The sequence below is a fragment of the Bacteroidota bacterium genome, assembly GCA_016713925.1.
In the GTDB taxonomy this organism is placed as follows: domain Bacteria; phylum Bacteroidota; class Bacteroidia; order AKYH767-A; family OLB10; genus JAJTFW01.
The window spans coordinates 1,190,779-1,204,964 of the sequence record JADJOH010000002.1; the positions used below are offsets into that span (position 1 = coordinate 1,190,779).

Sequence of the window (14,186 nt, forward strand, 5' to 3'; positions counted from 1 at the left end):
AAGTATTTCAGAAAATGATGAAAATAAATAAATGGATGCGCTACCTCTTGCTGCCTGCAGTTATTGTAAGCCTGAGTTTAAAGACTAATGCGCAAGACAATCCCAACGCACAGAAGCTGGAAGCCCTTCTCAATATGGTGAGTTACGCTTATGTAGATTCCGTAGATGAAAAGAAAATTACGGACGATGCTATTCGGGCGCTGTTGAAGGAACTGGATCCTCACTCCGTTTACATACCTGCAGATGAACTGAAAAGCGCAAATGAGCCCCTGGTTGGGAAATTTGAAGGTGTAGGAATACAACTCAATATTCTGGATGATACGATCATGGTGACTCAGACCATTGCCGGAGGACCTTCTGAAAAGTTAGGCATCCGTTCCGGTGATCGTATCGTGCTGATCAACGATACTTCCGTTGCTAACATTGGAATCAAAAACAGCGATGTATTGAAAAAGCTTCGTGGGGACAAGGGAACGAAAGTAAAAGTGAATATTTACCGTCGTGGAGTTCCGGACCTCATGGTGTTTACGATTACAAGAGATAAAATTCCACTTTATAGTCTTGAAGCCTCCTATGAAGCCGCTCCAGGGGTTGGTTATATTAAGATATCCCGATTCGCTGACACAACAGTTGATGAGTTCCGTGATGCACTAAAGAAATTAAAAGAAGAAAAACAGATTCATAGTTTGGTACTCGATCTGAGTGGTAACGGTGGTGGCTATCTGAACCGTGCGATTGAACTGGCGGATGAATTTTTAAGTATGGGTAAACGCATTGTTTATACAGAAGGGAAGAACAACCCACGTCAGGAATCATTCTCTACTAACACCGGTGGATGGGAGAAAGGAAAGCTGATTGTATTGGTAGATGAAAATTCTGCTTCCGCCAGTGAGATCGTTACCGGAGCCATTCAGGACTGGGATCGCGGTCTCGTAATCGGTCGACGTACTTTCGCAAAAGGATTAGTACAAAAACCTTACCCTCTTCCTGATGGTTCGGCAGTACGTTTAACAATTGCCAGATACCATACTCCGAGTGGACGATGTATTCAAAAACCCTACGAAGCAGGTGATGAAAACTATGATATGGACATCAGCAAGCGTTATGAACATGGTGAACTTTACAGTGCTGACAGTATTCACTTCATAGATTCTTTAAAGTATGAAACCAACGCAGGACGATTAGTATACGGTGGTGGTGGTATCATGCCTGATGTCTTTGTGCCACTGGACACCAGCATGACCAGTAAATACTATGATGACTTACGCAGAAACGGAATCCTGAATGATTTTACGTTGAGTTATGTGGATGAAAACAGAGCTGAATTAGTAGCTCAGCATAAAGATGTTTATGCTTACAAACAGCAATTCACTGTTACTCCTGAATTCATGAATAAGTTCATCGCGTATGCAGAGAAAAAATCGGTAAAGAAAGACGAAGCCGGCTTTAAGACATCGGAAAAATTAATCCGAACGCAATTGAAAGCTTTAATCGCCAGAGACCTTTGGGGCATCAATGCTTATTATGTTATTATCAACGATATTAATATTTTCTACACCCGGGCGCTTGAAAGTCTGGAAGATAATACATTTGAAAAAATGAAGATTGCCGGTAATTGATCTGTAAAAGTTAAAAGGAAAGGGCGTAATCCTATGGTTACGCCCTTTTTAATTTACCATACTTTTGACAATAATCATAGCCGCCATATAAATTATTTCCTATTTTTCAGACATGCCGACACCCACCAAACTAATAGCTGAACTCCAGACCATTCGAGCTGCTTTTGATGATGTATCACTCGTGAAAAAAGAAACCATCATTCAGGAACTCGCGCGCGTAAAAATAAACAAGGCGAAGGATCTACTAGAGTTGAGCGAAACACTTCTTTTTCTATTGGCTTATCCTCATCATAAATTGTTTTTACAAAAACTAAACTTGCTTCTTGAAAAGACAAGAGGAGGAATAAAAACAATGATCCGGAAGACAAAAAAAACAGGACCCTTTGAAAATACAGGATTAACCGGAACCCATGTAAAAGCCTGTTTTAGTTTCGAGCTAATTGAATGGCTACTGCATGAATATCCCAATGCAATTACATTAGACTCCTTCGGGAGCGATCCGGAATTGGTTTTTACTTTACTCTCGCCCTTGTTACCTGCAACATTACGGGAACATTTCAATGAAGGCGGATATGAAACGGTGGAACAATGGCTTGCTTTTACGGTTAGCAAGAACCGTTATGAACAGTTGAGTTTCATTGCACGTCTTTTCAAGGATGCTGCATTACCAATGAACATCAGGAACCAGCACTTTGATCAACTTGAAATGTATGTTGATGTTGATTTGAATGTAGTACCAAGCCGTATGGATATCAGAGGAACACCACGTCCCATTTATTTTCATAAAGAATCGATAATAAGGAAAATCGACTTGCCCTCTATCCTGAAGGAGCCTTTACCTGTGCCAATGGTGTTGAATGAAAAGGAAAAACAACACCTAATCAGCGCCATGAGAATGCAATTGCTCAGCCTCTATCGTGAAACAGATCCTGCTACTTACGCTGACAGCAATGATTTGCATATATTTAATACAGGTCGCGGAATGGACATCGTATTGATTGGGATGGATGCTGATCACCGGCAACCCCTAGATGCTTATATTGGCTTCATGGCTTTCAAAAACCGATTACCTTATGCTTACGGAGGGGCGTGGCTGTTAGGTAAGATGGCTAAAATCGGAATCAATGTTTTTCCTTCCTACAGAGGCGGAGAATCGGCCTGGTTTTTTGCACAACTCATGCGAGTCTATAAACAAGTCTTTCAACCCGCCTATTTCGTTGCAGAGCCCTATCAGGTCGGAAGAAATAACCCCGAGGGAATTGAAACCGGTGCCTTTTGGTTCTACTATCGTTTGGGATTTCGTCCCGTTCAAAGAAAACTGCAGGAGCTTGCCAAAAAAGAATTTGAACGCTTGCTTCAGAACAAAAATCACAAGACATCGAAACGGACATTAGAGCAACTGGTTGAGGACGAAATGGTGTTATTGATAAATAATGATTCCGGAATACTTAAATTCAAATACGATACTGCTTCCCTTAGCGCAGCATTAACAAAGTATATTCGTCAACGATATAAAGGCGACACAAGAGCCGCAGAACAAGAAGCTGTTTCAACGCTCTGTGCAGATCTTCACATCTCCGATGATGCCACCTATGCCACTTTAAAGCCCGGTCTTGAAAAAATAGCTTTGTACATTCAAGCGGGAGGAAGTATTAAAAAATGGAATGAATCAGATAGGCAACTTTTGTTGAACATGATTGCAGAAAAGGCTATTGGCCGGGATTCGGAGTATGCCATCCACTATGCTAAACATGAAAAACTGGAACAGTTGCTGAGTGAGCTAGTGGTGAAAGGACAGGATAAGAAATTCTACAATAGATAAAATAGCTAATACTACTGTAGTTGAATTACATTTTCAAAAAATTGTATCATCTGATGCCAGTAGCTGAGTTACATGTAACGCAGCTACTGGCATCAGATTCATTTTGAATCGCGGGCTATGCAGGGTTAATCCTTTGAAAAATAATCACCACTCTGATATACGCCGGTCGTTTGCTTTACAATTTGCATGAGGAGATCGTTAGCGAGTGAAGAGGCCCCGAAACGGAAATAATCCGGATTCATCCAGGCTTCGCCCAGCGTTTCGCGGAGCACAACAAGGTATTGAATGGCCAGTTTAGCGGTACTGATTCCACCGGCGGGTTTCATGCCGATCATCCTTCCTTCTTTATAGTAAAAATCACGGATCGCTTCCAGCATGACTAGAGTAACCGGAAGGGTAGCAGCAGGCTGAACTTTCCCGGTGGAAGTCTTGATAAAATCTGCACCGGCATACATGGCAATGTCGCTGGCTTTTCTAACGTTATCGTAGGTACTCAATTCTCCGGTCTCCAGGATCACTTTCAGATGTGCTTCACCACAGGCTTCCTTAACCGCCGCAATTTCATCGAAGACATAATTAAATTCTCCGGCAAGAAAATGACCGCGGGAAATCACCATATCAATTTCATCAGCTCCTTCGTTCACCGCATATTTCGTCTCTTCCAACTTTACCTTACGGGTACTCATTCCACTCGGAAAAGCAGTGGCTACAGCGGCTACCTTCACACCACTATCCCCCAAAGCTTCTTTTGCGATACGTACCATGGGCGGATAAACACATACTGCTGCTGCAGAGGGTAAATCCGGCAATGCCTCATGCGGACGAATGGCCTTGGCACATAACTGCCGCACCTTACCGGGAGTATCCCTGGCCTCGAGGGTGGTCAGATCCATCATACTTATCGCCAGTTGAAGAGCGTGCATCTTGGATTCGTTCTTGATAGAGCGCTTCGTGAGGCGGGTGATGCGTTCATTGATGGAGGTGGAATCAATGGGTGGAGATACGTGCATGAGGTTACGAATTTACGAATCAGTCTCGCCCTGCGGGCGAGAGTACGAATATACGAAATACGAATTTACGAATTCGCGAAGTTCACGAAAGTACGAATGGGGCGATGGGAACGAATATTACGAATGCTACGAATATTACGAATATTACGAATGCTACGAATTTTACGAATGCTACGAATACTGTGATTACTACAAATAGAATGTATGACGAGAAAGAGAAAATGAATGAGAAGGAATGAGGATTTAAGAATTGTTGCATGTATCTTCTGATGCAAATGTGAAAGGGTATATTTTTTTTGAGCGATATGGGTTTAGATCGGGTTGGTGGGGAGAAAATGGGAGTATTTCATTTTTAGGAAACTGTAAGTTTATATTGCTAATGCATCAATAAACGTAATTTAATTAATTAATAATCAATGTCTCCAAAGCAAAAATGTATTTACAAACGAATACAATTATCTTTTATACGATTAGCAAGCAAGGATCATACTATGATTGCATTAAAATTGAACAACATGAAAAAAGAAGTAAATCGAAATGATTTAATTTTTCCGGACTTAAGTTATAAAATTATTGGTTGTGCATATGATGTTTATAATGCACTTGGGCCTGGTCATTTGGAAAGAGTTTATCAAAAAGCACTTGCAATTGCGTTAAAAGATGCAGGGATTGCTTTTAAAGAACAAGCTCCATTAAATATATTTTTTAAGGGGGCTTCGGTTGGAAAAGGCTATGTAGATTTCTTAATAGAAAATGAAATTATTCTAGAATTAAAAAGAGAGATTCGTTCCGGAAGAGCTTATTTAAAACAAATTCTGAACTATATGCATAGTGGCAAAATGGCTCTGGCAATACTAATTAATTTCGCTACTGATGGTGTAATTACAAAAAGACTGGTGCTTGAAGAATATTACAATCCAGCGTCTCAAAATTCGTCCAAAACTCCAAAACCATCTTAGTATCTCAACGCATTCGCACCCTTCGTAAAATTCGTACATTCGCACATTCGTAAAATTAGCGGATTCGCCCTATTCGTACATTCGTAAAATTTGCGGATTCGCACTATTCGTACATTCGTAAATTCGTATCCCTGAAGCAGAGAAAGGAAAGATGAGGACTCATCTTTCCTTTCACGCTTCAGGGAAGATTCGTAAATTCGTAACCTACTGAAATGTTTGAAGCTCATAAAGCCTCTTATAATACCCGCCAAGTTCCAACAACGCTACATGCGTCCCTCTCTCTACTATTTCCCCTTTATTCATGACGATAATTTCATTAGCGTGTACAATTGTTGAAAGCCGGTGTGCAATGACAAGGGTAGTACGGTTTTGCATGAGGTGAGTAAGGGCATCCTGTACCAGTCTTTCGGATTCAGTGTCGAGGGCGGAGGTGGCTTCGTCGAGGATGAGGATGGGGGGATTTTTTAAGACGGCACGGGCGATGCTGAGACGTTGTCGTTGTCCTCCGCTGAGCTTGCCGCCACGGTCGCCGATATTAGAATGGTAACCATCAGGCATAGCCGAAATAAAGTCATGGGCGTTGGCCACTTTGGCGGCGTTGATGACTGCTTCCTCTGTAGCATTGTCTACACCAAATGCAATGTTATTGAAAACCGTATCGTTGAACAAGATAGACTCCTGAGTGACAACGCCGATCAGCTTTCTTAAATCGTGAATGCGAAGTTCGCGGAGATCATGACCATCCAAAAGGATTTGTCCTTCTGCAGGATCATAGTAACGGGGAAGCATATCCGCCAATGTGGTTTTGCCGGATCCGGATTGTCCCACCAGTGCGATGGTCTTGCCGAAGGGAATGTCAAGGCTGATATTTTTTAATACATTATCCTGCTCTCCTTTGCGGTAAGAGAAGGAAACATTCCGATAGCTGACCACATTAGTGAAGGTGGCAATATCTTTAGGATGCTCTGCATCTTTTACTGCAACAGGTGCATCCAGAATATGGTAAATCCGTTCACTGGAGGCTAATCCTTTTTGAATATTGTACCAGGCAGTCGTGAGCGATTTCGCAGGGGGGATGAGTTGTGAGAAAATGGCGATAAAGGCGATGAATTCCGATGGTTCAAGGCTGGAGCCAGGACCAAGTACTAATCTTCCTCCGAAGTACATGACGATAGTGAGCACTAATGCACCCAGAAATTCGCTAAGCGGTGAAGCTAAATCGCGACGACGACCGATTTTATTTAATAGTCTAAAAAGCTGTTGATTAATATCGCCAAAACGCTTCTTCGATTTTTCCTCTGCAGTAAACGCATGAATGATACGTAATCCGCCGAGCGATTCATCCAGATTACTTAACAACTCTCCTACTTTAATCTGGGCCAGACCTGATTTTTTCTTCAGACTCTTCCCGATACGACCAATGATGAGTCCGGCTATCGGAAGTAAAACGAGAACGAAGAGAGTCAGTTCTGAACTCATCGTGAACATGGTAATGAGGAAAATGAGAATATTGAGTGGTTCACGAAAGGCTGCTTCGAGCGAATTCATAATGCCCCACTCTACCTCCTGTACATCGTTGGTAACCCGCGCCATAATATCCCCTTTGCGTTCATCGGTGAAATAGCCAATAGGTAAAGAGAGAATTTTTGAATAGACATCGCGTCGAATATCCCGTACCACTCCATTACGAATAGGTACCAGATAGTACATGGCCATGTAGCGGGTGAAGTTTTTCAACAGGAATAAAATCACCACCAACAGACTAATCAACGACAATGCCTCTAACTGACCATGACGAACAACAAAGTCGCCGAGATAATAATTGAAATTATTCAGCAAGGTCTTTACCGAAAATGTCCAGGGTTGTAAGGTGTAATTACGATCCTGACTGAAAAGCACATTCAGAAATGGAACGATCATCGTGAGTGAAAAAAGAGAAAAGACAACAGTCAGGATATTAAAGGTAACGCTGGTAATGGCCCGGCTTTTATACGGACCAATATAACGCAGGAGGCGAAAGTAATTTTTCACAGGCTGGTAAAGATAGTTATTACTTGCGGGGCGATCGGATGATCAATGGAACCTGCCTTAAAGACGCATGGAGAGGGTTGATCTTTTATTCAAGAATCCTTTGTTTTTGTGACTTCAGGTTTGACCTGTTTCTCTCCTTTTATTTAATCCGATCTCCAAGGAACAATCGTTTGCATACGGGTTTAAATGATTATACCCGATTTAAAATAGCTCTCACTTTCAAATTTTAGGCACTAATTATCAATTATTTATGACTTATCGGCCAACAACTGTTGTATATACAACTATTTATTATCTATATTTGTACCAACAAATGATGTTAAAACATATTACCATGAAAAAGGTTCGCAAAATTCTGGCTGCTGTTGACAAACATATCGGCAATGGCAACTTTGTTAAGAGTCCACTTCCCAATGAATGGGTGGAACAAATAAGTCCCTTTCTGATGTTGGATCATTTTGGTCCGGCGCATGTCAGTAAGGAAAAGCCTTTTTATGTTCCTCCACATCCACATAAAGGATTTGAACCCGTGACCCTTCTTTTTAAAGGTGAGGTACTTCATCACGATAGCATGGGAAACACCGGTAACCTGAAGGCAGGAGATGTGCAGTGGATGACCGCCGGAAAAGGTATTGTTCATTCTGAAGGAGTACCACCTGCATTCCTGGAAAAAGGAGGAGAGATGGAACTCATCCAACTTTGGGTAAACCTCCCCCGCAGTGCGAAACAGCACGAGCCCCGCTATCAGGATCTGCGCGCAGAGAATTTTCCGTTGGTGAAAGCAGGGGATGCAAGTATGAAACTCATTGCCGGCTCGTATGATGATAAAACATCTCCGGCTCAATTACTCACTCCGGTGTTGATCCTTCACGGAAGACTCGATAAAGATGGGAAGAGCAGCATTACCATTCCGGAGGGATATAACAGTACCGTATATACGTTAAAAGGTCTGTTGAGTACAGATGGCTTTGAAGTTCACGAGCGTCATTTGATCTGGTTCAAGGAAGATGGAAGAACGATTGAACTTGAAGCGAAAGAAGACAGTGAGTTTATTGTCCTGGCGGGTTTACCGATACAGGAACCGGTAGCGAGTTATGGTCCGTTTGTGATGAACAGTAAAACGGATTTGATAGAAGCGTTGGAGGAGTACAGGGAGGGGAAGATGGGGGTGCTCGAAAAATAAAAGGGGTTACGAAATACGAAAGTGTACGAAAATACGAAATACGAATTGACGAATCCGCTTATATTACGAATGTACGAAATTCAAAATGTAGCAGCTGAAAATCAAATAACAGAATTCTCTTTAAAAAATGACAAATGTTTTTGGAGCTGAATGAAAAAATATAATACGGTAAAAATATAAAAACTTAAATAATTTAAAAAAGATGACAACAGTACTTGAAAAAACAAAATGGGCGATTGACCCGACACACAGTGAGGTAGGTTTCAAAGTGAAGCACCTTATGATTACAAATGTTTCCGGAAGCTTCTCGAAGTTTAATGCGGAAGTGAATGCTGAAGATGATACTTTCAGCAAGGCAGATATTGTATTTACTGCAGATATAGACAGCATCAGCACCAACAACGAGCAGCGTGATACACACCTGAAAAGCGTGGATTTCTTCGATGCGGAAAATCATCCACAACTTACGATAAAGGCAGACGGTTTGAGTGGTGAAGGAGAGAGCCGTAAACTGAATGGCACGATCACTATGCGTGGAGTAACGAAGCCCATCGTAATGCATGTTGATTTCGGTGGCGTCGCTAAGGATCCATGGGGAAATACAAAGGCCGGATTCACACTAACGGGAACGATTAACCGCAAAGACTTTGGCTTGAACTGGAACGCCCCTACAGAAGCAGGCGGATTGTTAGTGAGTGAAGAGGTAAGACTACATGCAGAGATTCAGTTGGTGAAGCAAGCTTAGTTATTCATCTACTTCATCTTAAAATTAAGCCCTAATACCACTTAGGGCTTAATTATTTTTTTAGGATCCTATATACCAGAGTTAAATCCTTTTATTTGCTCTAAAGGTTTAAGGTTAGAAATATGAGCTCTGACTATTGAAATTCTAATGTTTTCCAAAAGTTCCTGACGATACAATTTGCACATTAAAACAATATTTTTCATCACAGCTTTTCAATAAGAATTCCATCGCGATTTATGGAATATGTAGATTTATTCGTTTGAATACCATAAAATTACATGACTTAAGTTAAGAAACAATCAAATTTCATTTCACTCTTTATGGGGACAAGTGTTTCCTTTATATTTGTAATACATAAGCAAACGAACATGAGAAAACTTATACTTATACCATTTTTAAGCCTACTTTTTACTGTGCATACAGTAAACGCTCAAAACACGCCGGCTTTATGGAAACATTCTTGTAACTGTGGGGCTATGGAGATGATGTTGCTTGACACCAATCAGAATGTATATATCTTTAATGATGGCAGTAATAGTAATGGTATATCGAGCATGATCAAACTTTCTCCTTCCGGCGGACAATATTTTAACAATTCTTACCTTCCTGCCGGGTACACTGCTATGCAGTTCAACAATAGTATTTATAAGAACGGGAATATATACATAGCCGCGAACGTGAGTAATGCATCTCAGTCCCAATATAACCATTTATGTCTTCTTAAAATAGATACGCTGGGCAATTTGATCAACCAATTGGTAATCGATACTGTTGAAACCACCCGGCTTATTGGTATTAAGTCTCAACCTTTTTACTCTTATGGTCTTCATATTGATCAATCCAATAATATTCATACTTCATTTATAAAAGTAAATGCGGGTTTATCTATATATTCATTTCTGAAATTCGATTCAAATTTTAACCTGATTGCTCAATTTCATGACACGCTTGGTTTTGGTGTATATCCCGGGCCTTGTTATTATTTACCGAACGGGACAGTTTACTATGCAGGTCCTGGAAGCATATCGAAATTAAACTTCAACTACGCCTCTAAAATGTGGACCGCTCCCCTCTATAGTTCATTTGCTGACCCACAAATGATTCATGTAGAAAACGGAGAAATATTTGTTTTAACTAAACAACTCAGCGGTGTGCCGGATCCGGTCAATGTACTAACACGAATATTAGATGCAGGTGTCATATATATCAATAGTTATGATACGATAACAGCCGAAGGGCCAAATCTTTATTTTACGCAAATGCTCGTTGATCTGAGCAATAATGCCGTTTATCTTGCCGGAAACAATTCCAACCTTCCTCCTACCAAGCGTTATGTTAACAAGCACAACTCCATGGACGGTAGTATTGTCTGGAGAGATTCTTCCTTCGCCGGAGGGATGATTCAGGATTTACTGTTGAGTCCTCAGAAGAATGTGATTGCTGTTGGCGGAGGTAACAACTTTAATGTATGGTTTTACAATGCGCAAGGCACTATTAACAATACCTTTGTATATGATGGTCCCTGCGGTTCCAATGATGGTATTGCGGCAGCACGCCTGGATGCTTTCAACAGACTTATCGTAACCGGAAGTTCTTGTGAAAATAATAATACGATCAATTATGGAACTACTTTGAAATACAATATACCTGTCATTACTACAGGCATTTCAGAAGCTGCGGTATCCTTACCGATCTCCATTTCTCCATCACCTGCCGCTACCGAAATTTATATAACCTCCGATGAAATTTTACATTCAATTGTTGCCATTGATGTTATGGGAAGATCTTTTTCGCTAACGATGGATGGGGACAATCGCATTGATATTTCCATGATTCCTGCCGGCATATATCAATTACGAGCAAATGGAGATACGTTCGTGTATTCCGGAAAATTTCTGATTGCACGATAAATATTATCTTAATATTCGATAATTGGATGAAAGGCACTCTATAAATTCCCTTTCAAATCCTTCATCTCTGCTTCCATTTTTCGATGCGTTTCAGCACACGGTCCTTGGCCCAGTATTCTTCGGGGAGTTCGGCGCTGATGTAATTGCAGAAGCTCCATACTTAGCGGATATCCGTAGACGGTACCTCGTAGGGATCGTAGTTGGGATTGAGTGACTTCAGCAGTAAATTCTTATTCTTCCTGATCTGCTTATACGCAACTTTAAATACCACACCATCTTCCTGCGTTAATAACACATACGCGTTACCGTCTTTGATGTCGTAAAAATTTTCCACGTACTCCCCGATCACCCAGCTCTTGTCGGGAATGGGCATCATGGAGTCGCCGGAAATCTGGAACATGCGGTATTTGCGGTCGCCGAATAGGATGGGCAATTGGAAGGTGGGTAGTTTCTTGATGAACTCGGGATCGGCAAAACCATTTTTATATCCGGCTTTTGCTTTGATGGGAACGACTTCGATGTTCTCCTTGTTGTTGCTGTCGACGGTAGTGGCGATGACGCGCAGGCGGGCACCGGTGACGTACACATCGTGGCCTCGCTCGAGTTCTGAGAGTTGAAATTCGCTCAGCTTGGTGAGGTCGAGTTTGACGAGGGTGTCGATGCTGACGCGGAAATACTTTGAGAAAGACATGAGCATCTCGAGTGTAGGGTTCTGGACGCTGCCGTTCTCGTAGCTGTTGAGGGTGGAGCGACTGATGCCGAGTTCACCGGCAACGTGGTCTTGCGTCAGCTTGCGGCGCTGGCGAAGAAGTTTGATGTTAGCGTTAAATGTCATAAGCTTCGGGTAATAATCGTCCTTTAAACGCAACGACGCGGCGGGATCGCAGCGGACGCAACGGTTCTATAATTTGTTTACAACTCTTCGGACACCATCCATCACCTTCATTGAATTGAAGTTGATTAGTAGTCCAAGTTTACATCCTGATAATCTTAAATAAGTCATTACTTGTGCCAGATGTACATCGTTAAGAATCTCTACTGATTTCACCTCCACTATTACTTTCTTCTCCACCAATATATCTACCCTATATCCGGCTTCCAGTTTCACCTCTTCATACACCAACGGAAGCGCCTTTTGGTGTTCTGCTCTTAATCCCTTCTTCAATAATAAATGCATCATTGTAGCCTCATATGCACTTTCCAATAATCCGGGACCCAGATGTCGGTGCAACTCTACTGCACAATCCAATATTAACGTTGCAATCTCATTTTCTGTCTTCGTTGCGCCCGCCGCGAGACCGCTGCTACCGCTGCGTTTATACCGGGAGGCACTTTCATTTACTATAAGCTGTTTCATCTGAAAGGTGTTTTTGATAAATAGTTTTGCAAATATATGTTTATATTGCAGTCCTTCCAAATGATTGCCTGGCAGTCAAAGATAGGAAATAATTTAAACATCCCAATGGCAGATCCTTCCCGCACCGTTGTCCACATGGACCTTGACAGTTTCTTCGTCTCGGTATCCCGCCTTGAGCATCCCGGACTATTCGGCAAGCCGGTAATTGTGGGGGGCAGCAGTGAGCGGGGCGTGGTATCAGCCTGCAGCTACGAGGCCCGGGCGTTCGGGGTACACTCGGCCATGCCCATCCGTATGGCGCGGCGCCTCTGTCCCGATGCCATCATTATCCGTGGAGATTATGAACGCTATAGTTACTACTCCGGGATGGTCACCGATATCATCCACGAGCAGGTTCCGCTGTACGAGAAATCCTCCATCGACGAATTCTACATCGACCTGAGCGGCATGGATCGTTTTTACGGTTGCTACAGTTTTGCTACGGAGTTACGGCAGAAGATCATGAAGGAAACCGCACTGCCCATCTCCTTCGGCCTCTCGCAGAACAAGACGGTGAGTAAAGTCGCCACGGGAGAAGCCAAGCCCAACGGACAATTAAAAATCGATTTCGGCAAGGAGAAGCCCTTTCTTGCGCCGCTTTCAGTGAGTAAGATTCCGGGTGCCGGCGAAAAAACCGCGGGATTGCTGCGCAGCATGGGCGTAGAGAAAATCCACACTCTCCAGGAGATGCCCGTCAGGTTGCTCGAGAAAGTCCTGGGCGAACCCGGCATCGTGCTCTGGAAGAAAGCCAATGGTATTGACAACAGTCCGGTAGAGCCCTACAGCGAACGCAAGAGCATCAGCACCGAAGAAACCTTCGACACCGACACCATCGACATTGTCTTCCTCAAAGCGCTCCTCGTGAAAATGGTGGAGAAACTCGCCTTCCAGTTGCGCAGCGAAAATAAACTAACGGCCTGCATTACCGTAAAGATCCGCTACTCCAACTTCGACACCCACACCACGCAATGCCGCATCCCCTATTCCTCCAACGACCATACGCTGATATCAAGAGCGAAGGAACTCTTCGACAAGCTCTACGAACGGCGGATGCTGGTACGGTTGCTGGGGATACGCTTCAGTCACCTCGTCGGCGGCGGACACCAGATCAACCTTTTCGAAGACAGTGAAGAAATCATCAACCTCTACCAGGCGATGGATAAGATGCGATTGAAATTCGGGGATGCAGCGATACAAAGAGCAATAGGAACGGGATTGAATTTACGGAAACTTAATCCGTTTAATGGGTTAAAATCATAATTTGAAAATGGGTTGATCTCCCTGGCGGGAGACAGGTTTGAAGATTTGAAGATGGGTTGATCTCCCTGGCGGGAGACAGGTTTGTCGCGAGCTTTAGCTCGTGATCGCGAGCAAAAATCTCCGTAAGGAGATAGCGCCTCGCGAAAGATGAGATGAATTTGAAGATTTGAAAATGGATGAATTTGAAGATGGTTTTAATTACTGTTGGTACTTATTGATGGAGAGGCCTCGACTTGATTTATTTTGAATGC

General features: G+C 42.6%; 11 protein-coding genes. 7 read left to right on the forward strand and 4 right to left on the reverse strand.

The window, feature by feature from the left end; genetic code table 11:
* Positions 1 to 35 precede the first annotated feature (35 nt).
* On the forward strand, positions 36 to 1,619 hold the full coding sequence (locus IPJ86_04740) for a PDZ domain-containing protein (GenBank protein MBK7886620.1): 1,584 nt from the start codon (positions 36 to 38) through the stop codon (positions 1,617 to 1,619).
* 112 nt (positions 1,620 to 1,731) lie between these two features.
* Positions 1,732 to 3,441 carry a hypothetical protein gene (locus IPJ86_04745; GenBank protein ID MBK7886621.1) on the forward strand — a complete coding sequence of 570 codons (1,710 nt, stop codon included), beginning with the start codon at positions 1,732 to 1,734 and terminating at the stop codon, positions 3,439 to 3,441.
* Between the two features lie 125 nt (positions 3,442 to 3,566).
* Here the strand turns inward: IPJ86_04745 and deoC are convergent, their stop codons facing one another.
* The gene (gene deoC, locus IPJ86_04750) at positions 3,567 to 4,451 is read right to left on the reverse strand and encodes a deoxyribose-phosphate aldolase (protein MBK7886622.1); all 885 of its coding nucleotides are present in this window, start codon (positions 4,449 to 4,451) and stop codon (positions 3,567 to 3,569) included.
* A gap of 515 nt (positions 4,452 to 4,966) precedes the next feature.
* On the opposite strand from deoC, the gene IPJ86_04755 reads away from it, so the two are divergent.
* A complete protein-coding gene (locus IPJ86_04755; protein MBK7886623.1) occupies positions 4,967 to 5,410 on the forward strand; it encodes a GxxExxY protein in 444 nt (147 codons plus the stop codon).
* Positions 5,411 to 5,614: 204 nt separating this feature from the next.
* Here the strand turns inward: IPJ86_04755 and IPJ86_04760 are convergent, their stop codons facing one another.
* Entirely contained in the window at positions 5,615 to 7,441 is a 1,827-nt protein-coding gene (locus IPJ86_04760; GenBank protein MBK7886624.1) for an ATP-binding cassette domain-containing protein, read from the reverse strand.
* 334 nt (positions 7,442 to 7,775) lie between these two features.
* Here IPJ86_04760 and IPJ86_04765 point away from each other — a divergent pair, with 334 nt between their 5' ends.
* From IPJ86_04765 to IPJ86_04775, 3 genes are all read left to right on the forward strand, one after another.
* Entirely contained in the window at positions 7,776 to 8,624 is an 849-nt protein-coding gene (locus IPJ86_04765) for a pirin family protein (protein MBK7886625.1), read from the forward strand.
* 202 nt (positions 8,625 to 8,826) lie between these two features.
* Positions 8,827 to 9,369: a YceI family protein gene (locus IPJ86_04770; protein MBK7886626.1), complete on the forward strand. Its 543-nt coding sequence runs from the start codon at positions 8,827 to 8,829 to the stop codon at positions 9,367 to 9,369.
* Positions 9,370 to 9,737: 368 nt separating this feature from the next.
* Positions 9,738 to 11,279 (forward strand): hypothetical protein, encoded by a 1,542-nt coding sequence (locus tag IPJ86_04775; protein MBK7886627.1) that lies wholly within the window; start codon positions 9,738 to 9,740, stop codon positions 11,277 to 11,279.
* A gap of 160 nt (positions 11,280 to 11,439) precedes the next feature.
* Here IPJ86_04775 and IPJ86_04780 read toward each other — a convergent pair whose 3' ends face one another.
* On the reverse strand, positions 11,440 to 12,114 hold the full coding sequence (locus IPJ86_04780) for a LexA family transcriptional regulator (GenBank protein ID MBK7886628.1): 675 nt from the start codon (positions 12,112 to 12,114) through the stop codon (positions 11,440 to 11,442).
* Positions 12,115 to 12,180: 66 nt separating this feature from the next.
* Positions 12,181 to 12,636: a GxxExxY protein gene (locus IPJ86_04785; protein ID MBK7886629.1), complete on the reverse strand. Its 456-nt coding sequence runs from the start codon at positions 12,634 to 12,636 to the stop codon at positions 12,181 to 12,183.
* A 105-nt stretch (positions 12,637 to 12,741) separates the two neighbouring features.
* On the opposite strand from IPJ86_04785, the gene dinB reads away from it, so the two are divergent.
* On the forward strand, positions 12,742 to 13,935 hold the full coding sequence (gene dinB / locus IPJ86_04790) for a DNA polymerase IV (GenBank protein MBK7886630.1): 1,194 nt from the start codon (positions 12,742 to 12,744) through the stop codon (positions 13,933 to 13,935).
* Positions 13,936 to 14,186 lie beyond the last annotated feature (251 nt).

Coding starts and splice junctions, on each gene's coding strand:
- IPJ86_04765 (MBK7886625.1), top strand. CDS start 7,776: ATGAAAAAGGTTCGCAAAATTCTGGCTGCTGTTGACAAACATATCGGC.
- IPJ86_04755 (MBK7886623.1), top strand. CDS start 4,967: ATGAAAAAAGAAGTAAATCGAAATGATTTAATTTTTCCGGACTTAAGT.
- deoC (MBK7886622.1), bottom strand. CDS start 4,451: ATGCACGTATCTCCACCCATTGATTCCACCTCCATCAATGAACGCATC.
- IPJ86_04775 (MBK7886627.1), top strand. CDS start 9,738: ATGAGAAAACTTATACTTATACCATTTTTAAGCCTACTTTTTACTGTG.
- IPJ86_04785 (MBK7886629.1), bottom strand. CDS start 12,636: ATGAAACAGCTTATAGTAAATGAAAGTGCCTCCCGGTATAAACGCAGC.
- IPJ86_04740 (MBK7886620.1), top strand. CDS start 36: ATGCGCTACCTCTTGCTGCCTGCAGTTATTGTAAGCCTGAGTTTAAAG.
- IPJ86_04770 (MBK7886626.1), top strand. CDS start 8,827: ATGACAACAGTACTTGAAAAAACAAAATGGGCGATTGACCCGACACAC.
- dinB (MBK7886630.1), top strand. CDS start 12,742: ATGGCAGATCCTTCCCGCACCGTTGTCCACATGGACCTTGACAGTTTC.
- IPJ86_04780 (MBK7886628.1), bottom strand. CDS start 12,114: ATGACATTTAACGCTAACATCAAACTTCTTCGCCAGCGCCGCAAGCTG.
- IPJ86_04745 (MBK7886621.1), top strand. CDS start 1,732: ATGCCGACACCCACCAAACTAATAGCTGAACTCCAGACCATTCGAGCT.